The organism is Tropicimonas marinistellae (genome assembly GCF_001509585.1).
GTDB lineage: Bacteria > Pseudomonadota > Alphaproteobacteria > Rhodobacterales > Rhodobacteraceae > Tropicimonas > Tropicimonas marinistellae.
The window spans coordinates 311,695-336,894 of sequence record NZ_LNCI01000006.1 but is presented as its reverse complement, the minus strand read 5'-3'; the positions used below and the strand labels follow the sequence as shown (position 1 = coordinate 336,894).

25 protein-coding genes are annotated in these 25,200 nt (G+C 64.3%); 13 read left to right on the top strand and 12 right to left on the bottom strand.

Annotation, left to right across the window (positions count from 1 at the left end; all coding sequences use genetic code 11):
* Positions 1-301 precede the first annotated feature (301 nt).
* Positions 302-1,063: a hydroxyacylglutathione hydrolase gene (gene gloB / locus ARC39_RS14910; protein WP_068115600.1), complete on the bottom strand. Its 762-nt coding sequence runs from the start codon at positions 1,061-1,063 to the stop codon at positions 302-304.
* 66 nt (positions 1,064-1,129) lie between these two features.
* On the opposite strand from gloB, the gene ARC39_RS14905 reads away from it, so the two are divergent.
* From ARC39_RS14905 to ARC39_RS14875, 7 genes are all read left to right on the top strand, one after another.
* Positions 1,130-1,885 (top strand): class I SAM-dependent methyltransferase, encoded by a 756-nt coding sequence (locus ARC39_RS14905; RefSeq protein ID WP_068115599.1) that lies wholly within the window; start codon positions 1,130-1,132, stop codon positions 1,883-1,885.
* Between the two features lie 543 nt (positions 1,886-2,428).
* Positions 2,429-2,989 carry a F0F1 ATP synthase subunit delta gene (locus ARC39_RS14900; protein WP_078059286.1) on the top strand — a complete coding sequence of 187 codons (561 nt, stop codon included), beginning with the start codon at positions 2,429-2,431 and terminating at the stop codon, positions 2,987-2,989.
* Positions 2,989-4,527, top strand: a complete 1,539-nt coding sequence (gene atpA / locus ARC39_RS14895; protein ID WP_068115597.1) for a F0F1 ATP synthase subunit alpha — start codon at positions 2,989-2,991, stop codon at positions 4,525-4,527. Before ARC39_RS14900 ends, atpA begins: the two co-directional genes overlap by 1 nt.
* Before the next feature lie 14 nt (positions 4,528-4,541).
* Complete coding sequence (locus ARC39_RS14890; protein ID WP_068115596.1) at positions 4,542-5,423, top strand: F0F1 ATP synthase subunit gamma; 882 nt, start codon at positions 4,542-4,544, stop codon at positions 5,421-5,423.
* Between the two features lie 19 nt (positions 5,424-5,442).
* Entirely contained in the window at positions 5,443-6,867 is a 1,425-nt protein-coding gene (gene atpD / locus ARC39_RS14885; RefSeq protein ID WP_068115595.1) for a F0F1 ATP synthase subunit beta, read from the top strand.
* A 12-nt stretch (positions 6,868-6,879) separates the two neighbouring features.
* Entirely contained in the window at positions 6,880-7,278 is a 399-nt protein-coding gene (locus ARC39_RS14880; protein WP_068115594.1) for a F0F1 ATP synthase subunit epsilon, read from the top strand.
* Positions 7,279-7,438: 160 nt separating this feature from the next.
* Positions 7,439-7,786, top strand: coding sequence for an H-type lectin domain-containing protein (locus ARC39_RS14875; protein WP_068115689.1), 348 nt, complete (start codon positions 7,439-7,441; stop codon positions 7,784-7,786).
* A gap of 57 nt (positions 7,787-7,843) precedes the next feature.
* On the opposite strand, the gene ARC39_RS14870 is transcribed toward ARC39_RS14875, so the two are convergent.
* Positions 7,844-8,854: a ribose-phosphate pyrophosphokinase gene (locus tag ARC39_RS14870; protein ID WP_068115593.1), complete on the bottom strand. Its 1,011-nt coding sequence runs from the start codon at positions 8,852-8,854 to the stop codon at positions 7,844-7,846.
* 184 nt (positions 8,855-9,038) lie between these two features.
* Between ARC39_RS14870 and ARC39_RS14865 the strand changes: the two genes are divergently transcribed.
* Together ARC39_RS14865 and ARC39_RS14860 are read left to right on the top strand one after the other, a co-directional pair.
* The gene (locus tag ARC39_RS14865; protein ID WP_068115592.1) at positions 9,039-9,635 is read left to right on the top strand and encodes a 2-hydroxychromene-2-carboxylate isomerase; all 597 of its coding nucleotides are present in this window, start codon (positions 9,039-9,041) and stop codon (positions 9,633-9,635) included.
* Positions 9,632-10,411 (top strand): alpha/beta fold hydrolase, encoded by a 780-nt coding sequence (locus tag ARC39_RS14860; protein WP_068115591.1) that lies wholly within the window; start codon positions 9,632-9,634, stop codon positions 10,409-10,411. Before ARC39_RS14865 ends, ARC39_RS14860 begins: the two co-directional genes overlap by 4 nt.
* Positions 10,412-10,413: 2 nt before the next feature.
* Here ARC39_RS14860 and ARC39_RS14855 read toward each other — a convergent pair whose 3' ends face one another.
* The 9 genes from ARC39_RS14855 to ARC39_RS14815 all read right to left on the bottom strand — a co-directional run bounded on the left by ARC39_RS14855 (position 10,414) and on the right by ARC39_RS14815 (position 20,088).
* The gene (locus ARC39_RS14855; RefSeq protein WP_068115590.1) at positions 10,414-11,076 is read right to left on the bottom strand and encodes a class I SAM-dependent methyltransferase; all 663 of its coding nucleotides are present in this window, start codon (positions 11,074-11,076) and stop codon (positions 10,414-10,416) included.
* A gap of 102 nt (positions 11,077-11,178) precedes the next feature.
* Positions 11,179-12,222 (bottom strand): threonine aldolase family protein, encoded by a 1,044-nt coding sequence (locus tag ARC39_RS14850; protein ID WP_068115589.1) that lies wholly within the window; start codon positions 12,220-12,222, stop codon positions 11,179-11,181.
* A gap of 74 nt (positions 12,223-12,296) precedes the next feature.
* Positions 12,297-14,225, bottom strand: coding sequence for a methyl-accepting chemotaxis protein (locus ARC39_RS14845; protein ID WP_068115588.1), 1,929 nt, complete (start codon positions 14,223-14,225; stop codon positions 12,297-12,299).
* A 145-nt stretch (positions 14,226-14,370) separates the two neighbouring features.
* Positions 14,371-14,811, bottom strand: a complete 441-nt coding sequence (locus ARC39_RS14840) for a YcgN family cysteine cluster protein (RefSeq protein WP_068115688.1) — start codon at positions 14,809-14,811, stop codon at positions 14,371-14,373.
* A gap of 137 nt (positions 14,812-14,948) precedes the next feature.
* On the bottom strand, positions 14,949-15,932 hold the full coding sequence (locus tag ARC39_RS14835; RefSeq protein ID WP_068115587.1) for a bifunctional riboflavin kinase/FAD synthetase: 984 nt from the start codon (positions 15,930-15,932) through the stop codon (positions 14,949-14,951).
* 56 nt (positions 15,933-15,988) lie between these two features.
* The gene (locus tag ARC39_RS14830; protein ID WP_068115687.1) at positions 15,989-16,432 is read right to left on the bottom strand and encodes a MaoC family dehydratase; all 444 of its coding nucleotides are present in this window, start codon (positions 16,430-16,432) and stop codon (positions 15,989-15,991) included.
* Between the two features lie 235 nt (positions 16,433-16,667).
* Positions 16,668-17,537, bottom strand: a complete 870-nt coding sequence (locus ARC39_RS14825) for a TIGR01459 family HAD-type hydrolase (RefSeq protein WP_068115586.1) — start codon at positions 17,535-17,537, stop codon at positions 16,668-16,670.
* 107 nt (positions 17,538-17,644) lie between these two features.
* Entirely contained in the window at positions 17,645-19,054 is a 1,410-nt protein-coding gene (locus ARC39_RS14820; protein ID WP_068115585.1) for a coniferyl aldehyde dehydrogenase, read from the bottom strand.
* Between the two features lie 113 nt (positions 19,055-19,167).
* Positions 19,168-20,088 (bottom strand): manganese-dependent inorganic pyrophosphatase, encoded by a 921-nt coding sequence (locus ARC39_RS14815; protein WP_068115584.1) that lies wholly within the window; start codon positions 20,086-20,088, stop codon positions 19,168-19,170.
* Positions 20,089-20,696: 608 nt separating this feature from the next.
* On the opposite strand from ARC39_RS14815, the gene ARC39_RS14810 reads away from it, so the two are divergent.
* The gene (locus ARC39_RS14810; protein WP_068115583.1) at positions 20,697-20,882 is read left to right on the top strand and encodes a hypothetical protein; all 186 of its coding nucleotides are present in this window, start codon (positions 20,697-20,699) and stop codon (positions 20,880-20,882) included.
* Positions 20,883-21,099: 217 nt separating this feature from the next.
* Here the strand turns inward: ARC39_RS14810 and ARC39_RS14805 are convergent, their stop codons facing one another.
* A complete protein-coding gene (locus tag ARC39_RS14805; RefSeq protein WP_068115582.1) occupies positions 21,100-21,348 on the bottom strand; it encodes a hypothetical protein in 249 nt (82 codons plus the stop codon).
* A 579-nt stretch (positions 21,349-21,927) separates the two neighbouring features.
* On the opposite strand from ARC39_RS14805, the gene groES reads away from it, so the two are divergent.
* The 3 genes from groES to ARC39_RS14790 all read left to right on the top strand — a co-directional run bounded on the left by groES (position 21,928) and on the right by ARC39_RS14790 (position 25,198).
* Entirely contained in the window at positions 21,928-22,215 is a 288-nt protein-coding gene (gene groES / locus ARC39_RS14800; protein ID WP_068115581.1) for a co-chaperone GroES, read from the top strand.
* 51 nt (positions 22,216-22,266) lie between these two features.
* Entirely contained in the window at positions 22,267-23,913 is a 1,647-nt protein-coding gene (gene groL / locus ARC39_RS14795; RefSeq protein WP_068115580.1) for a chaperonin GroEL, read from the top strand.
* A 403-nt stretch (positions 23,914-24,316) separates the two neighbouring features.
* A complete protein-coding gene (locus ARC39_RS14790; protein WP_068115579.1) occupies positions 24,317-25,198 on the top strand; it encodes a DMT family transporter in 882 nt (293 codons plus the stop codon).
* Positions 25,199-25,200 lie beyond the last annotated feature (2 nt).

Below are 25,200 nucleotides of genomic sequence, written 5' to 3'. Positions count from 1 at the left end.
GTGCTCCTTATCCAGTGGGCCAACCGCGGAAGAAGGCGTCCCGCGCCCAGCCTGTGCTCTTGGTATTAAAGTTTGGTGGGTGGAGCGGCGGCTTCAAGTGTTTTTTCACCAAGAATGCCGCATCGTTCTGCGACTGCACAAAAAGTGATCGCACAATGTGGGGGAGAACCGCCCCTCCGCGCCCTTCTCCGCATAGACATACGCGTCTGTGCGCCAAACCGACTCGGTCCCGGCGCGTTCCGTCACCCGAACACACGTTTCCGTGGCCCGTTGCGAAATGGCCGCGCATTTTCTTGGTGTGTCAGAAGGAGTCCTTGCGGCGGCGAATCTCGGCGAAGGCTTCCACGTCGGTTGCGTCGGGCATACCGATCTCGGCCTTCACCTCGGACGCACGGGCGCGCAGGAACGGGTTGGTGGAGATCTCCTGCGACAGCAGCGAAGGAACCGTCGGACGGCCAGCCGAACGGGCTTTCGCGACCTCCGCGATCCGGGCCATGAGCGCCGGGTTCCCCGAATCCACTGTCTTGGCGAATTCCCCGTTGTCGGCGGTGTATTCGTGCCCGGAATAGATCAACGTGTCCGGCGGCAACGCGGCCAGTTTCATTAGAGAACCCCACATCATCTCCGGGTTCCCCTCGAAAAGCCGGCCGCACCCGAGCGCCATCAAGCTGTCGGCGGTAAAGGCCGCACCGGGAAAAACGAAGGCAATATGGCCGACGGTATGACCGGAGACATCCAGCACCTGCGCCTCGGCTTCGCCAACGGATACGCGATCGCCTTCTGCAACTGCGAGGTCGAGCGGGGGCAGGCGATGCGCGTCCGCGGCCGCACCGACGACCCGCGCTCCCGTCTCCTCCTTCAATTCCTCAACGCCGTCCACGTGGTCCGAATGGTGGTGCGTGATGAGAATGTCGGTCAGTTTCCAGCCCTTTTCTGCCAGCGCGTCGCGTACAGGCGCGGCATCGGGCACGTCGACAACCGCGGTCGCTCCCGTGGAAGGATCGTGCAACAGGTAGGCGTAATTGTCGGTGCGACAGGGAACGGTCGCGATTTCCATAGGCATGGCGTTTCCTTTTCTACCCGAGCCGTTATGTTTGCCTCAAGATGGCGAGGGAGCAGTCCGGGCGCAATGCATCTAGATGTGCTGGACCTGAGAAATTTCTACTACCGGACCCGCTTGGGGCGGGTTGCGCAGCGCGCTGTCCGCGATCAGCTCACCGCGTTCTGGCCACCCGAGGAGTCGCGTGGGCAGACCGTGGTCGGATTCGGATTCGCGGTGCCCCTGTTGCGTCCCTACCTAGAGAACGCCCGCCGCGTCATCGCGCTCATGCCGGGGCCGCAGGGGGTCATGCCATGGCCCTCCGGGCAGCCCAATGTCTCGGTGCTCAGCGAAGAGGTGCTCTGGCCGCTCGATACCGGCAGCGTGGATCGGCTGGTGCTGCTGCATGGGCTGGAAACCTCCGATCGTCCGTCCGAACTCCTGCATGAATGTCACCGGGTCCTCGGCCCCGGCGGTCGGCTGGTGCTGATCGTGCCCAATCGGTCCGGCCTCTGGGCGCGGCGCGACGCCACGCCCTTCGGCTACGGACGGCCTTATTCGCAAGGGCAACTCGAGACGCAGTTCCAATTGCACGCGTTCAAGCCGGAGCGCCATGCCGCAGCGCTCTACGGCCCGCCGTCGGAGCGGCGATTCTGGCTGAAATCCTCCGGGCTGCTGGAGCGGTACGGCCGCGCCCTGTCGTCGTCGCTGGCTGGCGGCGTGTTCATCGCCGAAGCGTCCAAGCAATTGCAGACGCCCGGCGGCGCCCCGGTGAAGGACATGGTCCGCGATCCCCTGCGGGTCCTGGACGCCGTCAATGCGCCGACCGGGCCGAAACCGGCCTAGGGTCTCCCGCGCGCCGGAATCGCATTGCCGGTTACGCCGGGCGCCCGGATGCCGTCGCGCGCTTGCCGGGACCTGCTTTTCAACAGCGTTTGTGCCGATCCCGATTGCCATCGTCGCGGTGTCGGTGATTCCCCGGCGATTCTCCCTCCGAGATCGTCGGTGGTCGCCGCCTGTGTCGGCCGCCCCCAGCCTGGCATCCGGCGATTTTCCAGCAGGGTCAATCTGCCGCGCCACTGGCAATCGGCGCGATGTTGCCGCAGTGCAGAATCGTGCTGTATGCAATGGCACACCGAAACCTGCAGTGAAATGCCAGTGTTTATGCGCTAACGGAAGCTTCAAACGGCCGCACCGGCGCCATTTGAAAAGAAGTTCCTATTTCGCAAGGGAATCGGGCAAGGATATTGCGCCTCCCAAGGGAGTTGCGGGGTGCAAACGGGTCTGTTACATGGCTCAACGATCTTAGGGGGGGAACGTTGGTTGCCGCCCGGAACATGATGCGTCCGGACGCCCATTCCGGTGCGCACAACAACGGAAGGGGTGGACGTGTCAGAGACGGCTTCGATTTCCTCCAGTATTGCCGCGCGCTATGCGCAGGCGCTGTTCGATCTTGGTCTTGAAGAGGGCAAGATCGATACGCTCGAAGCAGACATCGATGCGCTCGCCGCGGCGCTCGACGCCTCGGACGATCTGCGCGGCATGATCAATGATCCGATTTACAGCCGGGCCGAGCAAACGGCTGCGATCACCGCTCTGGCCGAGCGCATGGGGCTGAGCGATGTCTCCCGCAACGGCCTCGGGCTGATGGCGTCGAACCGCCGGCTGTTCGTGCTGCCGCAAGTGTTGCAGGCGCTGCGCGAGATGATTGCCGACCACAAGGGCGAAGTGACCGCCGATGTGACCTCGGCCAGCGTGCTGTCGCCGGACCAATCCGCCGCGCTGACGGAGACGCTCAAGGCGCGCTTCGGCAAGGAAATCAAATTGAACACGACCGTTGATGAAAGCCTTATCGGCGGTCTTATCGTTAAGGTGGGCTCGAAGATGGTCGATACGTCCGTCCGCGCCAAGCTCGCCGCTCTCCAGAACGCTATGAAAGAGGTCGGGTAATGGCACTGCAAGCTGCGGAAATCTCCGCAATCCTCAAGGACCAGATTAAGAACTTCGGCCAGGAAGCCGAAGTCGCCGAAGTCGGCCGCGTGCTTTCCGTCGGTGACGGTATCGCCCGCGTGTTCGGCCTCGACAACATCCAGGCCGGCGAGATGGTGGAATTCCCCGGCGGCATCCGGGGCATGGCGCTGAACCTCGAAATCGACAACGTCGGTATCGTGATCTTCGGCTCCGACCGCGACATCAAGGAAGGCGATGTCGTCAAGCGCACCAATGCCATCGTGGACGTGCCCGTTGGCGACGGCCTGCTGGGCCGCGTGGTTGACGCGCTCGGTAACCCGCTCGACGGCAAGGGCGCCGTCGAATTCGCCGAACGCCGCGTCGCGGACGTGAAGGCCCCCGGCATCATCCCGCGCAAGTCGGTGCACGAGCCGATGGCAACCGGCCTGAAATCGGTTGACGCCATGATCCCGATCGGCCGCGGCCAGCGGGAACTGATCATCGGCGACCGCCAGACCGGCAAGACCGCCGTGGCGCTCGACACGATCCTGAACCAGAAGTCCTACAACGACGCCGCCGGCGACGACGAAAGCAAGAAGCTCTACTGCTTCTATGTGGCCGTCGGCCAGAAGCGCTCGACCGTGGCCCAGCTGGTGAAGCGCCTCGAAGAGAGCGGCGCCATCGAGTACACCACCGTCATCGCCGCCACCGCCTCCGACCCGGCGCCGATGCAGTACCTCGCGCCCTACGCCGCAACGGCGATGGCCGAGTATTATCGTGACAACGGCCGCCATGCGCTGATCATCTACGATGACCTCTCCAAGCAGGCCGTGTCCTATCGCCAGATGTCGCTTCTGCTGCGCCGTCCGCCGGGGCGTGAAGCCTATCCGGGCGACGTGTTCTACCTGCACTCCCGCCTGCTGGAGCGCGCCGCGAAGCTCAACGAGGACAACGGTGCCGGTTCGCTCACTGCGCTGCCGATCATCGAAACCCAGGGCGGCGACGTGTCGGCCTTTATTCCGACCAACGTGATCTCGATCACCGACGGCCAGATCTTCCTGGAAACAGAACTGTTCTACCAGGGTATCCGCCCGGCCGTGAACACCGGTCTGTCGGTGTCGCGCGTGGGCTCCTCGGCCCAGACCAACGCGATGAAGTCCGTCGCCGGTCCGGTGAAGCTGGAACTCGCGCAGTACCGCGAGATGGCCGCCTTCGCCCAGTTCGGCTCCGACCTCGACGCCGCCACCCAGCAGCTGCTGAACCGCGGTGCGCGCCTGACCGAACTGATGAAGCAGCCCCAGTACTCGCCGCTGACCAACGCCGAAATCGTCTGCGTCATCTACGCCGGCGTGAACGGCTACCTCGACAAGATCCCTGTGGGTGATGTCGGTCGCTTCGAAACCGGCCTGCTGACCCACATCCGGTCCAAGCATGGCGACCTGCTGGACTGGATCACCAACGACGATCCGAAGATCAAGGGCGACGCGGCCGACCGTCTCAAGGCTGTGGTGGAAGACTACGCCAACGGCTTCGCGTAAGCGGGGAGCGGTAGATGCCCAGTCTCAAGGATCTCAAAAACAGGATCGACAGCGTCAAGTCGACGCGAAAGATCACGAAGGCCATGCAGATGGTGGCCGCCGCGAAACTGCGGCGGGCACAGGAAGCGGCCGAGAGCGCCCGGCCCTATGCCGAGCGGATGCAGGCCGTGATGAGCGACCTCGCTGCCGCCGTGGGCGCCTCCGACAACGCGCCCCGGCTGCTGTCCGGGACGGGTTCCGATCAGGTGCACCTTCTGGTGGTCATGACCTCCGAGCGCGGTTTGTGCGGCGGTTTCAACTCCTCCATCGTGAAGGCTGCGCGCACGCGCATCACGGAGCTGCAAGGCGCTGGAAAGACGGTGAAGATCCTGACCGTCGGCAAGAAGGGCCGCGAGCAGCTCAAGCGGGATTACGCGGAGCTCTTCGTCGACCACGTCGACATGAGCGACGTGAAGAAGGTGGGCTACACGGATGCATCCGGCATCGCAGCGGACCTGATGGCGCGCTACGAGGCAGGCGACTTCGATGTCTGCACCATCTTCTACAACAAGTTCGTTTCGGTGATCGCCCAGGAACCCACGGTTTCGCAGATCATCCCGGCTGTCTTCGATGCCGCGGAAGAGAGTGCCGACGAGGCAAAGACTCCCTACGACTACGAACCCAGTGAAGAGGGCGTTCTGGCCGACCTGCTGCCGCGCGGCGTGTCGACCCAGATCTTTACCGCACTGTTGGAGAATGCAGCCTCCGAGGAGGGGGCGCGGATGACGGCGATGGACAACGCCACGCGCAACGCGGGCGAAATGATCGACAAGCTGACGATCCAGTTCAACCGCTCGCGTCAGGCCGCCATCACCAACGAGCTTATCGAAATCATTTCGGGCGCCGAGGCGCTCTGAGAAACCGGAGACACCAGACATGGAAAACCAAATTGGCAAGGTGACCCAGGTCCTCGGCGCCGTTGTCGACGTTCACTTCGACGGCGAGCTTCCCGAGATCCTGAACGCCCTGGAAACCGACAACAACGGCAAGCGGCTGGTTCTCGAAGTGGCCCAGCACCTGGGCGAGCACACCGTGCGCACCATCGCCATGGACGCGACCGAAGGTCTCGTGCGCGGCCAGGACGTGAAGGACAGCGGCGGCCCGATCACCATGCCGGTCGGCAACGCCACGCTGGGACGCATCCTCAACGTGGTCGGCGAGCCGGTGGACGAGGGCGCGCCGATTGCAGCCGATGAAACGCGCGCGATCCACCAGCCGGCACCGGAGTTCGCCGAGCAGTCCACCGAATCCGAGATCCTCGTGACCGGCATCAAGGTCGTGGATCTGCTGGCGCCCTACGCCAAGGGCGGCAAGATCGGCCTCTTCGGCGGCGCCGGCGTGGGCAAGACGGTTCTCATCATGGAACTGATCAACAACATCGCGAAGGTGCACTCGGGCTACTCCGTGTTTGCCGGTGTTGGCGAGCGGACCCGCGAGGGGAACGACCTCTACCATGAGATGATCGAGTCCGGCGTTATCAACCCGGAAAACCTCGAAGAATCCCAGGTGGCCCTGGTCTACGGCCAGATGAACGAGCCTCCGGGAGCCCGGATGCGCGTCGCCCTGTCGGGCCTGACGCTCGCGGAGCAGTTCCGCGACCAGTCCGGCACCGACGTTCTGTTCTTTGTGGACAACATCTTCCGCTTTACCCAGGCGGGCTCCGAGGTGTCGGCGCTTCTCGGCCGTATTCCTTCGGCCGTGGGCTACCAGCCGACGCTGGCCACCGACATGGGCGCGATGCAGGAACGCATCACCTCGACCAAGGCGGGCTCCATTACGTCGGTGCAGGCGATCTACGTGCCTGCGGACGACCTCACCGACCCCGCGCCGGCCACGTCCTTCGCCCACCTCGACGCCACGACCGTTCTGTCGCGCGCCATCTCGGAACTCGGCATCTACCCGGCCGTGGACCCGCTCGACTCCACCTCGCGCCTGATGGACCCAGCGGTTCTGGGCGAGGAGCACTACCAGGTCGCGCGTGACGTGCAGGGGATCCTCCAGCGCTACAAGTCGCTGCAGGACATCATCGCCATTCTCGGCATGGATGAACTCTCCGAAGAGGACAAACTGGTCGTGGCCCGCGCCCGGAAGATCCAGCGTTTCCTCAGCCAGCCCTTCGACGTGGCACAGGTCTTCACCGGTTTCCCGGGCGTGCAGGTGCCGCTCGAGAAGACCATCGCGTCCTTCAAGGCCGTGGTTGCCGGCGAGTACGACCACCTTCCCGAAGCCGCCTTCTACATGGTCGGCGACATCGAGGAAGCGGTGGCCAAGGCCGAGAAGATGGCCGCGGAAGCCGCCTAAGGAGGAGGCCCCATGGCCAACACGATGCAGTTCGACCTGGTCAGCCCCGAGAAGCGGCTCGCGTCGCTGGAGGCCACCGAGGTCCAGATCCCGGCCGCCGAGGGCGACATGACGGCGATGCCGGCGCATGCGCCGGTCATCACCACGCTCCGGCCCGGCCTTGTCAAGGTCACCGGCGCGGATGGCAGCGAGAGTAAATTCGCCGTCACCGGCGGATTTGCCGAGATCAGCGCCGAGGGTGCCTCGGTTCTGGCCGAACACGCCTACGTCGGCGATGCCGAGAGCCGCGCGGCGCTGGAGGGCTTCCTCGAGGAGGCCCGCGCCCGCGCCGCCGAGGCCGAGGGCGATCCCAAGGATGTGGCGGAGAAACTCGTCGCAGACCTGGTGAGCCTTCTGGAGGCGATGGAGTAATCTGCTGCGCCAAGGGCGCGGCAAGGTTCCCAAACAGTGTCAAACCCCGCGGCAGCGCCGCGGGGTTTTTCGTTCATCGGGGCGCCGAGGCGGCATTGCCGGGCAAAACGGACGCGTATGGTTCCAATTTGCAGTGGTTTCTGCTGCAATGGTCGTCGCGATGAAACGACTGCGCAATTATCTTATCGGTGTGGAGCAGGGGCAGAAGATCCTGTTTGCCGACTTTGAACACGGTGGCCCCATGTGGACCGGCTCCGGCCCCCGCATTGCCCGTGCGGAGATCGCCTTTTCGGAACCGTTCCGGCAACCGCCCGTGGTCCATGCGGGCCTTGCGATGTGGGACATCGACAGGGATTCCAACCAGCGCGCGGATATCTCGACCGAAGCCGTCACCGAAACCGGTTTCCAACTGGTCTTTCGCACCTGGGGCGACACGCAGGTTGCCCGTGTGCGGGCCAGCTGGCTCGCGATCGGCGAGCTCGCCCACGACGACGACTGGCACCTGTAAGGCGCGGCGCGGGTCAGACCCGCGATTTTGCTCGACCCGGGCGAATACCCGTGGGCGTCAGTACGTGCCTTCGTAGATCGCGGCCAGGGCCTCGTGGTCGAATAGCGACGACACGGAGGTGCCGTTCCAGATATTGAGGATCGCCTGCGCGAACATCGGCGCCGTTGGTACGATGCGGATGTTTTCCGCCTTCTGCACCTCTTCGGTCGGCTCAATGGAATCCGTGATCACAAGCGACTTCATCGCCGATGTGGTGATCCGCCCGACCGCCGGGCCGCTCAACACGCCGTGGGTGATGTAGGAATGCACTTCTTTCGCGCCGGCCTGGATCAACACGTCGGCGGCCTTGCACAATGTACCGGCGGTGTCGCAGATGTCGTCCACGATGATGCAGGTCTGGCCCTTTACATTGCCAATCACGGTCATCTCGGCAACTTCGCCCGCCTTCTCGCGCCGCTTGTCCACGATCGCCAGCGCGCAACCGATGCGGCTTGCCAGTTCCCGCGCGCGTGCGACGCCGCCGACGTCGGGCGAGATCACCGTGACCCGGTCGAGCTTCTTGCGGAACTTGTGCTTGATATCGAGCGCGAAGACCGGCGAAGCATAGAGGTTGTCCACCGGGATATCGAAAAAGCCCTGGATCTGCGCCGCGTGCAGATCCATGGTCAGCACCCGGTCGATGCCGCTTGCATCGATCATGTTGGCCACCAGTTTGGCCGAAATCGGCGTGCGCGCCTTCGCGCGGCGATCCTGCCGGGCATAGCCGAAATAGGGAATAACGGCCGTGACGCGCTGCGCCGAGGAGCGCCGGAGCGCATCCGCCATGATCAGCAGTTCCATCAGGTTGTCGTTGGCAGGGTTCGACGTGGGTTGGATGATGAACATGTCCTCACCACGGACATTCTCATACACTTCGACGAAAATCTCCTGGTCGTTGAACCGTTCAACGCGTGCGTCGACAAGGCCGACGGACATGCCGCGGCTCATGGAGACGCGGCGGGAGATCGCATTGGCAAGCGGCAGGTTCGCATTGCCGGAAATCAGCTTCGGCTGGGTGTGGTTGGGCATTGGCAGCAGGCTCCGGAGTGGTCGGAATCGTAACGGGCATGTGACGCCTTCGCGTTACCCTATGCCCGGTCATATGGAAACCTCGACAGCCGCAGGCGGCGGCGGGTGGGCGTTTTCCCGGGCAATTAGGGCTTGCCCGCCACATGTCTCCCGCTACGCTGCCGTCGCAATTGAGGAGGCGACCATGGCCCATATCGACTATTTCTTCTCCACCCTCTCGCCCTACACGTACCTTGCTGGCAACCGGCTGGAAGAGCTCGCCGCCGCCCACGGGGCGAGCGTGACCTACAAGCCGATCGACATCATTGCGCTTTTTCCCCGTACGGGTGGAACGCCTCCGAAGGATCGGGCACCCGGCCGTGTCGCCTACCGTTTGCAGGATCTGCGCAGGGCGGCGGCCCGCGCGTCCATGCCAATCAACCTCAAGCCCGCGCATTTCCCGACGAATGCCGCGCCGTCCTCCTATGCCATCATCGCCGCGCAGCTTTCAGGAGGCGACGTCGGGCCATTGGTGCAGGCGTTTCTGCGCGCGGTCTGGGCAGAGGAAAAGGACATCGCCGCCGATGACGTCGTACGCGAATGCCTGGGCAATTGCGGCTTCGACCCCACCCTTGCCGATTCCGGCCTCCTTACCGGGGCGGAAACCTATGCCGGCAACCTCGAAGAGGCGGTGAACCGCGGGGTCTTCGGTTCGCCATTCTATATCACCGACGGCGACGAGCGGTTCTGGGGCCACGACAGGCTGGACGATCTCGACGCCCATCTTGCCGGACGCTTGTGAGCGGCAGCCTGCCGCTGCGCCGTTTCGGGCAGGGGTCGGAGCCCGTACTCGCCCTGCATTGCATGCTGGGGCACGGCGGCGCCTGGGCCGGTGTCGCCGCGGCGTTGGACGAGTCCGTGCGACTTGTCGCGCCGGACCTGCCCGGTCATGGGGCGGCTGCGCCCTGGCAGGGCGGCAACGTGATGCAGGCAGCCTTCGAAGCCTGTTCGGCGCTGTTCAATGCCCCGATGCACCTGGTGGGGCATTCCTTCGGGGCCGTACTCGCCCTGCGGCTGGCCTGTGCGCAGCCGCATCTTGTCAGAACCCTGACGATGATCGATCCGGTGTTCTTCGCCGCGCTTCGCGGTCATCCGCTTTGGGCGTCGCAGCGAGAGGAGGTCGCCCGGCTCGACCGGTTCCTGGATGCCGACGATCGTGAAGGCGCGGCCCGGTATTTCTCCGGCACCTGGGGAACGGGGCGTGCCTGGGAGGACGTCCGGCCGGAGCAGCGGCAGGACATGATCTCCCGTATCCACATCGTGCCCGATCAATGGCCGGCCCTTTATGACGACGATGCGGGGCTGCTGCGCCCGGGCGTGCTGGAGGCACTCGACCTTCCGGTGCTGATCGCTGAGGGAACGGAGAGCCCGCCGGCAATCGCGGCCATCGTCGCGGCGCTCGCGCGGCGTCTGCCGGATGCTCGATCCGTACCCATTGCCGGGGCGCGGCACATGCTGCCGCTGACGCATCCCGCCGAAGTGGCGGCCCAAATCCGGGCGCAGCTGGCGCGCGGGTGACCTCAGCCGACCGGGCGCGCCGGCTTGCGCGCGGCGAAAAACACGGCCTTCGACGGATCGTCGTCCGGATGCAACTCGTGCTCGATGTCGAAGCCTGCGTCTTGCATCGCCCCGCGCAGGTCCGCCCGGTGAAGGCATTGCATTCGCGGCAGCAGGCCAAGCGCAGCCCCGAGCGGCAGAACCCGCCGGATGACGAATCCGCTGCTGCCGCCGTGCGCGCTCATGTCGGCCAGGCAGATCGTGCTGCTCAAGAACATGCCACCGGGGCGCAGCATGGCGAAGACCCTTGCAATGGCGTCCCTTGGGTCGTCCAGCAGATGCAGAATGCTCATCGCAAGCACCGCGTCGAGGCTCCCGTCCGGCACGTCGAGCGTATCGAAACTCCCCAGTTCGAACCGGACGTTGTCGACCTTCGCAGCCGCCGCCTTCTCGCGGCAGATGGCGATCATCGCCTCGGCGGAATCGACGGCGCGGATCTGGGCAACATGCGGGGCGTGTTCCAGCGCGGTGGACCCGGTGCCGCAGCCGATTTCCAGAACCTCCCAGTCGGGTTGGAAATACGATTGCGCAAGCCGCAGCTTCTCCCGATAGGCAGCCTCGTCGCGCACCGGCATCCGCGCGTAGCGCCGTGCGATCATGTTCCAGAATCGGTGTGGGCCGGCCATTGGAGCCTCAAGTCAATTTCCTCGTGACGCAAATAGGCGCCCCTGCGCGCCGCCGCAATGGGGTGTTCCGCTCGCTCTGCGCGACGCCGGCGGGCAGGTTGTTCACAACAGATCGAGAAACCGGTCCGTGTCGGCGTCCCGGGCCGACCAGTCGGTCACGAAGCGCGCGGCCAGCGGCTCATCCTCGGGGCCGCCATCGAGCGCCGCATCCCACAGGTGGTACTCGGCGCCGGCCGCGAACAACCGGCGGTGCGTGGCGCGCGGCAGGCGCGCGAACAGGATATTCGCGTCGGGGCGGTACATCAGGTTCGCGCCGGGAGCACTGCGCAGCCCGTCGGCCAGGCGGCGGCAGGCGGCATTGGCGGCGCTCGCCAGTTCCAGCCAGAGGCCACTATCAAGGTAAGCCAGCATCTGTGCGGCAAGGAAGCGGTGTTTGGACATCAGATGAGCGCCACGCTTGCGCCGGAGTTCGAACTCCCAGAGTCGTTCGCCGTCGAAGAGGATCGCCGCCTCGACACCCATCAACCCGTTCTTCGTGCCGCCGAAGCTCAGCGCGTCCACACCGGCCTTCCACGACATCTCCGCAGGCTGGCAGCCGAGCGTTGCCAGCGCATTGGCAAATCGCGCCCCGTCCATGTGTACGGGCAGGCCATGAGCGCGCGCGATTGCCGTGAGCCCGCGAAGCGTTTCCAGGTCGTGCACCGTGCCCTTTTCGGTCGCCTGGGTGAGCGAAACCGGTCCGCGCTGCGGGCCGTGTACGCCGCGCGTCTCCTCGGCGGCAATGGCGGCCGCGAGGCCGTCTTGCGTCATCTGCCCGTTCTCCGTCTCCACCAGCGTGAGTTTCGCGCCGCCGGTGAAGAATTCCGGCGCGTTGCACTCGTCTTCATGGATGTGGGCGACACGGCTGCAAAAGACCGTTTGCCAGGGCGCGGTCAGGCTGGCCAGCAGGAGCGTGTTGGCCGCCGATCCCGTCGTTACCAGATGAACCGCCGCGTCGGGGGCGTCGAACACCTCCCGCACACGCTCGGTTACCTCTCTGGTCAGCCGGTCATCGCCATAGGCGGGGGAATACCCGGCATTGGCCGACGTCAGCGATTCGAGTACTTTCGGGTGGACGGGGCCGCAATTGTCGGATGCGAAATACATGGCACCGGTCTAGTGGCCGGGAGAGGGAATGAAAAGGCCCGCCGAAGCGGGCCCTGTCGTCGGAGGCCGATCCCTCAGGAGGCGATGCGCAACGCCGTCGCGCCGCGATCCAGCGTGAAGCTCGCCCCGTCGCGTTCGAGGGCCGTGGCCTGTGTCTTGAGGGCCTGCACGGCGGCGTTGGTTTCCTCGAACATCGCGGCGTTTTGCTGTGTGACCTGGTCAAGCTGGTTCATCGCCGTAGAGATCTCGCTCAGGCCGGTAGCCTGCTGGACCGAGGATTCGGCGATCGTGCCAACCAGCCCGTCAATCTCGGTCACGAGTTTCTCGATTTCCGCCAGCGACTCGCCGGAATCGTTCACCAGTTCGACGCCGGACTTGACCTGCTGACCGGAGGTCGAGATGAGCTGTGCGATTTCCCGGGCCGCGTCCGAGGAGCGTTGTGCGAGCGCACGCACCTCCGAGGCCACCACCGCGAAGCCGCGACCGGCGTCGCCGGCTCGGGCCGCCTCGACCCCGGCATTCAGCGCCAGCAGGTTCGTCTGGAACGCAATGTCGTCGATGACGCCGGTGATCTTCGAGATCTTGCCAGAGCTTTCGGCAATCTCGGTCATCGCGCCGATTGTGCGTTCCACAACGGAGCGTCCGGCGACCGAGCGGTCCTTCGTCCGCGTTACCGTTTCGGCTGCCTCGCGGGCGCCAACGGTGGAGCTTTCCACCGACGAGGTCAGTTCCGTGACTGCCGCAGCCGTTTCTTCGAGCGACGCGGCCTGGGATTCCGTCCGGCGGCTGAGTTCGACCGCTGCGGTGTTCAGGTTCTCCGTCTCCAGCAGGATGGATTGCGATCCCTCCACGATCGAGCCGATCAACTCTGCCATTTTCGCGGTGGCCTCGTTGAAATCCTTGCGCAGACCCTCGTAGGCAGGCGGGAAGGTCTGGTCGATGCGCGTGCTGAGGTCTCCTTGCGACATCGCGCTCAATGCACCTGCGAGGCTGGACACGACCGTCTCCTGCTCGGCCCGATTGCGCTCGCGTTCGGCCTCCGCCTCGGCCCTTTGCGCGTCCCGTTCGGCCTGCTGCCGTGCTTCCTCCTGGTGGCGGCGTTCCGTTTCTTCGGCCTCGCGGCGCTGCATTTCGCGTTCCTGCTCCAGCGCGGCTTCCCGCTGCCGCGCGATCTCGGCGTCCTTGGCGGCCTGCTCGGTTTCCAACTGCGCGCGTTCCACGAGCGCCAGCCTGAACACGTCGATGGCGCGGGCCATCTCCCCGATCTCGCCCTGTGCCTCGTGATACGGCACCGGTGCGTCGACGTTTCCGTCCTTCATTTCCTCCATGCGATGAATCAGGCCGTTGAGCGGGCGCGTCACGCTGCGACCAAGCAGCGTCGACAGGACGATGAGGGCGACGAGCCCGGCACCGAGCGCACCAAGGCTGACGTGGCGCAGGTGTGCAAGGCTCTCGCGGACATCCGCGGTGTAGCTGCCGGTCCCGACGACCCAGCCCCAGGGTTCGAAGTAGCGGGCGACGCTCAGCTTCTCCTCCGGAATATCGGACTCCGGCTTGAAGAACTGGTAGGTGACCGCCCCCGAACCGCCATCGAGCGCGGACTCGCGGATTGCCTGGTAGAGCTTGAGGCCGTTCGCATCGGTGTAGTCAGCCTTGTCGGTTCCCACCCATTCCGGTTTCGGGCGCAGGGCCTTCACGATGAAGTCGTCGTCGAAGGCGAAAATGTACCCGTTCTCGTCGTAGTGGATCGCGGTCAGCGACTCTGCCCCCAGGGCCATTGCCTCTTCTTGCGTGATCTCGCCATGCTCGACGCGCGTTTGGATGGATTCCAGCGCGCTGAGGGCCGTTTCGACCACGTCGCCGAGGTGGCGTTCGCTGGAGTCATACGCACTCTCGACGGCAAGCGTCAGGAGGATTTCCGACAGGATCGCCAGAAGCAGCGTGGCAAGCGCGACGATTCCGTAGATACGGGTTGAGAGTTTGGAGAGGATGGAACGAAGCATTGAAAGCGTCCAGGCTAGGAGATGTCCGGACCGGTGTAGGGGAGTCGATCTAACGTCACGTTAATCGGCGTGAAAAAGGTGTACGGACGTCCATCGAATGACGCCGGGCGGCGATCCGGCGCCGGACTGCGCAATCAAGGCGCCGTCAATCGGTTGCGAGGATGTGGTCTTCCCAATCCTCTTCGGCCACGTCGAACTCCGAAAGCGTGATCCCCTGTACCGACGCGCCAGCCGCGTGGACGCTCTCCCGGTCTCCGGAGATGAGGTAGTGCCACGGGTAAAGCGGCTTGCCCTCCGCCAGCAGCCGGTAGGCGCAGGTCTCGGGCATCCAGTAGGCATTGGCGGCGATGGTCTCTGCGGAAAGCGTTACGCAATCGGGGACGAATTGATGCCGGATCTCGTAATGCGTGCACCGGCACGTCGCGTCGTCGAGCAGGCGGCAGGCCACGCGGGTGAAGGCGACCTCGCCGGTGTCTTCGTCCTCCAGCTTGTTCAGGCAGCATTTCCCACAGCCGTCGCAGAGGGCCTCCCACTCGGCGGGTTTCAACCTGTCGAGGGGAAATCTCTCCCAGAACCTTGGCCGGATCGAGTTTCGGTCGTTCGCGCCGGTCGTATCGGTCGTTTCTCCGGTCGTTTTCCCGGATCGGCGGGCTTTTGGGGGTGTACGACGGGCGTGGACCGCCTTCTGTGCAGTCTTCCGGTCGTTTTGTGACGACGTTCCGGTCATTTCGACCGGACTCCGGTGTCTGGAAAGCCCGTGATCGGGATGCCGGAGAGGATCTCTTGTGCGCGGAGACTGTCGGCATCCATCTGCGCGATGAGGCGGTCGACGCCGTCGAATTTCATTTCCGGACGTAGATACGCCACCAGGCCAACGGAGAGGTGGGCGTCGTAGAGGTCTCCGGAAAAATCGAAGAGATGCGTTTCGATATTGGCTACGCTCTCGCCGAACATCGGCCGCACGCCAAGCGACGCGACACCGCGGTAGTTGCCCGCATGCGGGCCGGTCACCACCTCGACCAGGACGGCGTAGACGCCGTAGCGCGGAGGGTGCAGCCCGGCGATGCTCATGTTTGCCGTGGGGTAGCCGAGCTTGCGGCCGCGCTTGGCGCCGTGCTCCACCGGCCCCTCGATGCGGTGCCAATGCCCCAGCATGCTCGCGGCCTTGTGGACCTCTCCCTCGGCGAGTGCGTTGCGGATCGCCGTAGACGACACCCGTTCCCCTTCGGCCTCTAGGTGCAGAAGCTCGGCTGCGGTGACCGAAAAGCCGAGCGCATCGCCCGCCTGACGTAGGCTCGCGACGTTGCCGCCACGACCCTTGCCGAAACAGAAATCGGCGCCAACGGCGACTCCGGACAATCCCAGGCCATCCACGATCACCTGCTCGCAGAACTCCGCGTCGGTTAGCCCGAACAGCGGTTTGTCGAAGGGAAGTTCGAAGAGAACATCAACGCCCAGCTTGCTCAGGCGGTGGGCGCGGGCCTCGGCGTTCATCAGCCGGAAGGGCGGATCCTCGGGACGGAAGACCTCGCGCGGGTGTGGCTCGAACGTCAGAACACCAAGCGGCGCTTCGGCAGCGTGCGCGGCCTTGCGGGTCAGGTCCAGCACGGCCTGGTGACCGAGGTGGATGCCATCGAAATTGCCAATCGCGGCATAGGCGCCGCGATCGGATGTCGAGACATCGGACAGGGAGGTGATCCGCTTCATGGGCATCCCCTAGCGGCGGCGAAGGGGGAGCGCAAGCCGCGGTTCCGGCTTGTCGGTCAGTCCAGCTTGCGGGACGGCGCGAGCACGTTGGCCTCACCGCGCAGCACCACTGTCTCGCCGATCTTGGCCTGTGTGAACAACTTCACGCGGCGCTTCTTGTGGTCGATCTCGGCCACTTCGACTTCCACATACACAATGTCGCCCGGGCGCACGGGGGCCATGAACTTGAGCGTCTGGCCGAGATAGACCGTTCCGTGACCGGGAAGCTGCTCGCCGATCACGGCCGAGATCAATCCAGCCGTGAGCATGCCGTGGGCGATGCGGCCCTGGAACATGGTTTCCTTGGCGTACTCCTCGTCAAGGTGAACCGGATTATGGTCGGTGGAAACCTCAGCGAACTTCTCGATGTCCTCATCCGTGATCAGCTTCGTCAGATCACGCTTCATGCCGATCTCAAGATCCTCGAGGAAGATCGTGCTGCCGGAGTCATTGTCGAGCATCATCATTGTTCCTTGCTTTGCTGGCGCCGTCCTACCGGAATTCGCGCTCTGCTGCAATGCAGAGAGAAACAAAGCGCAACTTAGGAATGGTTAACCGGCAACAAAGTTTCGCAGCTTTGCGACAATCCTATGGCGGCCGCTGCAAAATCGCAAATTGCTGCGTGGCAGCGCTAAAATTGCCGCAGCGCGGCGCTAACGCACCGAAAACGGGTCCCGAAACGCGTTTTTCCGATAATCACCGGAACAGGCCGAGGGCATAGCTCGCCGACATTTGATGCGCGCCGAGGTAGGTATCGAGCGCCTCAGCGTCCGGATTACGTCGCGTCAGAGTTTCCTCAGCCGCAAGGCCTCCCGTGATGAAAACGCAGTCGAGACCCTCCCCGAGCGCGCCTTTCACATCCGTCGCGATGCCGTCACCGACACAGACGATTCGGTCGTCCGGTACCTGTCCGAACTCCGCCAGCCGACGACGGGCGAGGTCGTAGATCGCCGGATGCGGTTTTCCGAAATAGAGGCTTTCGCCGCCCATCTCGGTGTACAGTTCCGCGAGAGCACCAGCGCACCACTGGCGTTTCTCTCCCACGTCGACGACCACATCGGGGTTGGCGCAGAGCAGTTTCATGCCCTTGGTCTTGGCATAGAGGAAGTCTGAACGGTTCACCGAAGGGTCCGCATGCGGATCGAACGGGCCTGTGCAGACGATGCCCTCAGCCTCCTGAAGCGGCACCCGGGAGATATCGACCGGGTTTTCCAGCATGTGCAGCGGCTCGAAGAACGGATCGTCTTTGGGCTCCCCGATATGATAGACGCGTCGCCCCACAGCGCCGGAGAACATCGCCAGCCGTGCGGAATCGCCGGAGGTGGCTATACTGTCCCACGCATCTTCGGGGATGCCGAGCCGGGCCATCTGCTTGGCCACGGTCGCGCGCGGGCGCGGCGCATTCGTGAGCATGACGATGCGCCCTCCCGCGGCACGGAACGCGCGGCAAGCGGCGATCGCATCGGGAAAGGCCGCAATCCCGTTGTGCATGCATCCCCAGAGATCGACGAAGGCCGCGTCGTACATGTGGGAGATCTCGGCGAATTGCTCGATGATACGTGTCACGGTGGTCTCCCGGCTCTGGTTTGGGCGCTATCGGTTGCGCTTGGCAGGGCTATACCGCAGCCGTGAGTGGCGGGGTAGGGGCAGGCCAGCGTGCCGGGCGTGACGCCTCAGCGCAGGACGAGGCGGGCCGCGAGACGCGCCAGCTTTCCGTACGGCGCACGGGCCAGCCGGGACGGGTGCCTTGACGCCGGGCGGAAGACGCCCTTGGCGTGGCTGAGCCGCCGGAACCCTTCTTTTCCGTGGTAGGCGCCCATGCCGCTGTCTCCCACGCCGCCAAACGGCAGGGTGTCGACAGCGTAGTGCAGCATCACCCCGTTCACGGCGGCGTTTCCGCTGGTGGTCCGGGACAGCACAGCGTCAATTGCCGCTCGGTCGTGGCCGTAGACATAGAGTGCGAGCGGTCGCGGGCGTGCGTTGACGAAGGTAATCGCTGTTTCAGTCGAGTTGCAGGCGACCACTGGAAGGAGCGGGCCGAAGATCTCTTCTTGCATCAGCCGCATCTTGGGCGCGGCATCGAGAACCAGCGTTGGCGCAAACGCCCTCGCGTGGGCAGATGCATCCTGCGGCAGGCACTCGACGATCCGCGCGCCGTGAGCCTTGGCGTCTTCCAGCAGGGCGCGTTGCCGTGCGAACCCGTCCTCGTCCAGAAGCGTGGTCAGGTCTGGGCTCGCCAGACCATCGGGGGCAGCGGTTTGCACGGCGCGGGCAAACGCCTCCACGAGGGGCGAAATCTGTTCCGGCGCGGCGAGAACATAGTCGGGCGCGATGCAGGTTTGCCCGGCATTGGTCATCTTGCCGAAGGCCAAATCGCGCGCCGCAAGCCCTGGATCTGCGTCCGCAGTCAGGATCACCGGAGATTTTCCGCCCAGTTCCAGCGTGACGGGTGTCAGGTTTGCGGCCGCGGCTTGGGCAACCTTTCGGCCAATCGCGGTGGAGCCCGTGAAGAACAGGTGATCGAAGGGCAGGGCGGCGAAGGACCCCGCAACCTCCGGACCACCGGTAACCACAGCAACCTCAGTTTCATCAAAGGTGTCCGAGAGCAGTGTCGCGAGCGCATCGGCGGTGGCGGGCGCTTTCTCGGAGAGTTTGACGAGGGAACGATTGCCGGCGGCAAGGGCAGTGGCCAGGGGCACCAATGCAAGACTGACGGGGTAGTTCCAGGCGGACATGATGCCGACCACGCCAAGCGGCTGGTAGCGGACCTCTGCCCGGCCCGGCTGCATCAGGAGGCCGACGCGGCGCCGTTCGGGGCGCATCCAGCGGTCGAGGTGCCGGCGCATGTGCGTGATGGACTGCACAACCGGCACGAGATCAGTCAAAGCCGTTTCGATCGGTGCGCGCCGTCCGAAATCCGCTTCGGCCGCGGCTTCGAGTCGGCGACGATGTCCAAGCACGGCGGTCTTGAGGCGGGCAAGCGCCGCGCGACGATGCGCCAAATCTGGCGCCCCCTCGTTCAGGAACGCGGTACGCTGGCGTGTCAGCAGTTCAGCGGCAGGGAGGAAAGGGGCATCGCGCATCGCGGTATAGTTGGGATGCGCGCGGATCGGGTCAACGCGTGACGTTGCGCAACGTCCTCACGCAGGCTCCCGGCCGGTTGGCCGGGAGCGACGTTTCGCAAACGAACCGAGGCTCACACCTTGAGCGACGGAATGATCTGCTTCTTACGGCTCAGGATACCCGGCAGCACGACGCTGTCGCCCTCGACCGTGGCGCCGAAGCTCTTTTCGGCGACGCCTTTCACCACATCGTTGGGGATCAGCAGCGTGGCCTCTTCCTTGAGGATGTCGATGACGAAGAGCAGCACGTGATCGACGCCGTCTTCCTCGCAGACCGTGGCCATGGTTTCGACGATGGAGGCCTTGCGGTCGAGCGGGATCTGCGGCGCGGTGGTTTCCAGCACGGAGACGCGGAACTTCACGCCGTCCACTTCGTTGATCTTGGAGTCCATCCGGATCAGCTCGGCATCGGAGAAGGCGGAGACGTCGGATTTGGCTGCGAACATTTCAGAGGCATAGGCGCCCATGTCGATGCCCAGATCGGCGGCGAGGCTTTCGGCCAGCGACTTGTCGACATCGGTGGTGGTCGGCGAGCGGAATTCCATCGTGTCAGAGAGGATGCAGGAGAGCATCGCGCCCTTGATGGCCTCGGGCATCTTGGCGGCGTCCTCGCCCATCAGGTCATGCATGATGGTGGCGGTGCAGGCCAGCGGGCGCATGGTGATGTCGATGGGCGACTTGGTCTCGATGCCGCCTGTCAGCTTGTGGTGATCGATGATCTGCAGCAGGTCGCAGTCATTGATATCGGCCGGCAGTTCGGCGGGGTTGTTGGTGTCGACCACGACGCAGGGGTCGCCTTCGCCGGCGGCCTCGATGATCTCCGGCTTGTCAAGCGACCAGCGCTCCAGCACGAAAGCCGCTTCGGTGTTGGGTTCACCCAGCAACTTGGCCTCGGCGGGCGTGCCTTTGATCTCGGAGAGGTACCAGGCCCAGATGATCGGGGAGCCGGTGGAATCGGTGTCGGGGGCCTTGTGGCCGAAAACCTTGATGGTCATGGAAGTCATCCGCTTCTGTGGTGCAAATCGCCGCCCTTATAGGTCCGCTGCGGCGGGCTGTCATGAGGCGATTGGGCGCGGGAGGGCAACAAATGCTGCGGTGCGGCAATTGGGCGGTGCGCTTCACCCGGTGCGCCATATCCAATCGCCCACGCGGACGCCGGGCCGGGGGGATGCCGTCGTTGGCGGGGCGACGTGGCGATCGTATTGAGATATCGCCGAATCTGAGGAACGCCGTCTTTCTGGAGCCCAAAGCGCAAAGGTCATTCCCAAACCGCGTCCAGCGTCAGTTCCGCGTTGCGGCAAGCGCGTCGCTCGAATCGATTTTGCTCCTTTCCGGTCCGTTCCGCCTCTCCGGGTGTAAGACAATTCGCGTCGTTTGCCCTTCACGGGACATGACGACAATCGCGCAAACCCGCTCCGGGGTGGCTCGATGGGCGGAGTGAGAATTGTTTGGCGGCGACGGCAGCGACGCCGCCCCTGCAATGATGCGTCGCAAAACACGCCCGGATCCGGCAGGGATTCCTGATCGGAATCAATGCGGCTTTCCCCATGGGATCCTATGGTGCGGCGTATCAATCGTTGACCGTCTGGGGAGGCGTGCATCAATGGACCTGAAATACAAGCGACGGGAACTGCAAGGCGTCAATGGTGCGGTGGGATTGGTGGTCGGACTGGGTGGATTTGTCGGGCAGTTCTATGCTCCGGCGGTGGCCGTCTTTCTGATGCTTGCAATCTGGATCGTCGGAGCAACGCTGATCAACCTGCTGACCGACCCACCAAACGGGAACTAAAGGGGCATTGCCCGGTAAACGCGGACCGGCACCCCGCGTCTGAGTATGATTGGCGCAAGCATACCTACGTCTGAGCTACGGTCGCCGGGACGCGGAGTTTCGATTTCCGCCGATCGGCTTTTGACACATCGAGTTACGACGGCGCGGACGCTACGGCCGCATGGTGGCCGATGTCGGACACCCCGCCCTGACGATGGCAGGGCGGGGACACCGGGGGTTAGGGAAGCGGCATTGACCTGAGCCAAAGCCGGAACTCGGGGAGCCACGCCCACATGCGCGCGCGCAGGCCAGCAGGCCTTGTGAGCGGCAACGCGTCGGTTTCGAGCAACCGGGCCTCGATTTCCGCGCGGACGGCCGGGCCAGCGCGCCAATCGACCGAGTCGAGCGCGGGATGCGGTGCGAGGTCAGGATCAATACGGGACCGGACCAGATGGGCTGGTTCCGGCAAGAGAATTGGCAGGGTCATCGGGGGCCTCGAATATCATTGTGATCTGTCTGCTTGCGGCTCCTATGGAGCGACACGTACGGGCGCAGAGCGCCTGCGGGTAATCGGTTCGACAAAGGCTGATGGCAGTCATGAAAGACACCTCCGTTGGAATTGTGCTTTGAGCAGGTGGATTGAAAAAAGGAACGATTCCCGGTGCGGTAACGCTGGCGCGGTGCTCGAGACACGCGTGGGCGTGCCTGAGAAACTAGTCGCTCAGTCGGCCAGTCGGTGCCGCCACGGGCTCGTCATGGGGATTCTCGTCTCTTGGGGAGGAACGCGGGCGCCGAGCCTGCGTCTTGGAAGGGCTGCGACCTGCTCAGCAGGCGAGAGTAAGAGTGCTCTTCATTCTGGGTCCTCCTCGCATTGGTCACGAGATGCGGTTGCCTAACACAACAGGGCTGGAATCCAAAGCCGGAATTCGGCAGTCCATCATGTCGTGACATTTGTGCCGAGTCGGCTGTTGACACGACTCGAGCGCTCTCCTATCTCCCCGTCGTTAGCACTCGCCAGACGCGAGTGATAATCGAGTGAAACACAAGAACGTAGGAGCGTTCCGACATGGCATTTACTCCGCTGCATGACCGGGTCGTGGTCGAGCGAGTCGAAAGCGACGAGAAAACCGCTGGCGGCCTGATCATCCCCGACAGCGCCAAGGAAAAGCCTGCCGAAGGGCTCGTGATCGCCGTGGGCGCTGGCGCCCGCGACGAAGACGGCGAGCGTATCGCGATGGACGTCAAGGAAGGCGACAAGATCCTCTTCGGCAAGTGGTCCGGCACCGAGATCAAGCTCGACGGCAAGGATCTGCTGATCATGAAGGAAAGCGACATCCTGGGCATCATTTCCTGATCCCCGGTCTCGCACCTTTCGAAATCCAACAGAATTCAGGAGTAGCAATTCATGGCTGCTAAGGACGTCAAGTTCGAATCCGATGCCCGCAACAAGATGCTCAAGGGCGTCAACATCCTGGCCGACGCGGTCAAGGTGACCCTCGGCCCGAAAGGCCGCAACGTTGTCATCGAGAAATCCTTCGGTGCCCCGCGCATCACCAAGGACGGCGTAACCGTCGCCAAGGAAATCGAGCTGGAAGACAAGTTCGAGAACATGGGCGCGCAGATGGTGAAGGAAGTCGCTTCCCGCACCAACGACGAGGCCGGTGACGGTACCACCACCGCCACGGTTCTGGCTCAGGCGATCATCCGCGAAGGCCTCAAGTCGGTTGCTGCCGGCATGAACCCCATGGATCTCAAGCGCGGCATTGATCTCGCCGTCGGCAAGGTCATCGAGACCATCAAGTCGTCGTCGCGCGACGTGACCGACAGCGACGAAGTCGCTCAGGTCGGAACCATCTCCGCCAATGGCGAGGCCGAAATTGGCCGTCAGATCGCCGACGCGATGCAGAAGGTCGGCAACGAGGGTGTCATCACCGTCGAGGAGAACAAGGGCCTTGAGACCGAGACCGAGGTCGTCGAAGGCATGCAGTTCGACCGCGGCTACCTGAGCCCCTATTTTGTCACCAACCCCGACAAGATGATTGCCGAGCTGGAAGACTGCCTCATCCTGCTGCACGAGAAGAAGCTCTCCTCGCTGCAGCCGATGGTGCCGCTCCTTGAGTCGGTGATCCAGTCCGCCAAACCGCTCCTTATCATCGCCGAGGATGTCGAAGGCGAGGCTCTGGCCACGCTCGTCGTCAACAAGCTGCGTGGCGGCCTGAAAATTGCCGCCGTCAAGGCTCCGGGCTTCGGCGACCGCCGCAAGGCCATGCTGCAGGACATCGCGATCCTGACCGGCGGACAGGTGATCTCCGAAGATCTCGGCATGAAGCTCGAGAACGTGACCATGGATATGCTCGGCACCGCGAAGCGTATCTCGATCACGAAGGACGAGACCACCATCGTCGACGGTCACGGTGAGAAGGCCGAGATCGAGGCCCGCGTCGCCCAGATCCGTCAGCAGATCGAAGAGACCACCTCGGACTACGATCGTGAGAAGCTGCAGGAACGTGTTGCCAAGCTGGCCGGCGGCGTTGCCGTCATCCGCGTCGGCGGCATGACCGAAGTGGAAGTGAAAGAGCGCAAGGACCGCGTCGATGACGCGCTGAACGCTACCCGCGCCGCGGTTCAGGAAGGTGTCGTCGTCGGCGGCGGTGTCGCCCTGGTTCAGGGTGCCAAGGCGCTTGTCGGTCTCGAAGGCGCCAACTCCGACCAGAACGCCGGTATCGCCATCGTCCGCAAGGCTCTGGAAGCTCCGCTGCGCCAGATCGCCGAGAACTCCGGTGTCGACGGCTCGGTCGTGGCCGGCAAGATCCGTGAGAGCGATGACGCCGCCTTCGGCTTCAACGCTCAGACCGAGGAATACGGCGACATGTTCGCATTCGGTGTGATCGACCCTGCCAAGGTGGTTCGTACTGCCCTGGAAGACGCCGCCTCGGTGGCCTCGCTCCTGATCACCACCGAAGCCATGGTTGCCGACAAGCCCGAGAAGCCGGGCGCCGGTGCACCGGGTGGCGGCATGCCCGACATGGGCGGCATGGGCGGCATGATGTAATCTGTCCGTAGCCGGAATACCTTGGAGAAGGGGTCGCGTATCGCGGCCCCTTTTTCGTTTGGTGCTCCCGCGCCTCAGCGATTTTGAGTCCCTCCCTGGGACGAACATGGCTACCGGCATTCCAGCGCCTGCCCACTCAGACGGTCGGTGGTTGTCGGCCGGATTCTGCGGATTTCGTTGCTGCACCGGGATTGCCTGCTCGGACGCGATCTGCACCGCTGCGTCGCGGTATTGGAACGGGCCGTGCGGCCTCCGCTCCATTTGGCCGAGATCGTCCGAGACATCGGGGCGGTGTCCGGGTGGGCGCCGCACGTCCCGAAAGGGTCCGAAGCGCAAACACCCTGCGCGGAAAGCGACGCGATACGGCCTGTCGCGTCGACGCAAGCGCAGCTAGGCTGTCCGGATGCAGCTCCCGCTTCTCGTCACTCTTGCGATGCTGGCCTTTGCGGCCAATTCCCTCCTGACCCGGCTTGCGCTTGCCGACGGGCTCATCGGCGCATTGCCCTTTGCCGCGATCCGGCTCTTATCCGGCGCGCTCGCGCTCTGTATTATGGTCTGGTTGCAGCGCGGAGCGGTCCCTTGGCGTGGCAAGGGACGCGGGATCGGTGTGCTTTCGCTCACAATCTACATGGTGGGTTTCTCCGTCGCCTATCTGGCCATCGACGCCGGGACCGGTGCGCTGATCCTGTTTGGCGGGGTGCAGGTGACAATGTTCGCCGGGGCAGTCGTTGCCGGCCAGCCAATTCCCCTGGCCCGATGGGCAGGAGCCGCACTCGCCTTCGCGGGGCTCTGCTGGCTGCTCTGGCCGCAGGGCGGGGCGGCCCCGTCGGCCCTCCATGCAGGTCTCATGCTGGCCGCGGCCCTGGGATGGGGGCTCTACTCGCTTGCCGGGCAACGGGCCGGTGCGCCGCTTCCTGCGACGGCCGCCAACTTCGCCCTTGCCGCGCCGGTCGCCGTGCTGCTGACGCTGTTTATGCCTGCCGGCCTCGCGCAAGACACCGTAGGCACCCGCCCGGCCGGTATAGGGCTGGCGGTGATATCGGGTGTCGTAACCTCCGGGCTCGGCTATGCGCTGTGGTACCTCGTACTGCCACGGCTTGCGGCCAGCGTCGCCGCGCTTGCGCAGCTTTCGGTTCCGATCCTCGCCATGGCCGGTGGCATGGTGCTGCTCGGCGAAGCTCTGACAATACGATTTGTAATTGCCGCGGCCCTTGTTCTAGGCGGTATCGCCATCGGGATATTGGTGCCACAACGCGGCAATGCCGGGACAGGCAAGGCCCCCTGACC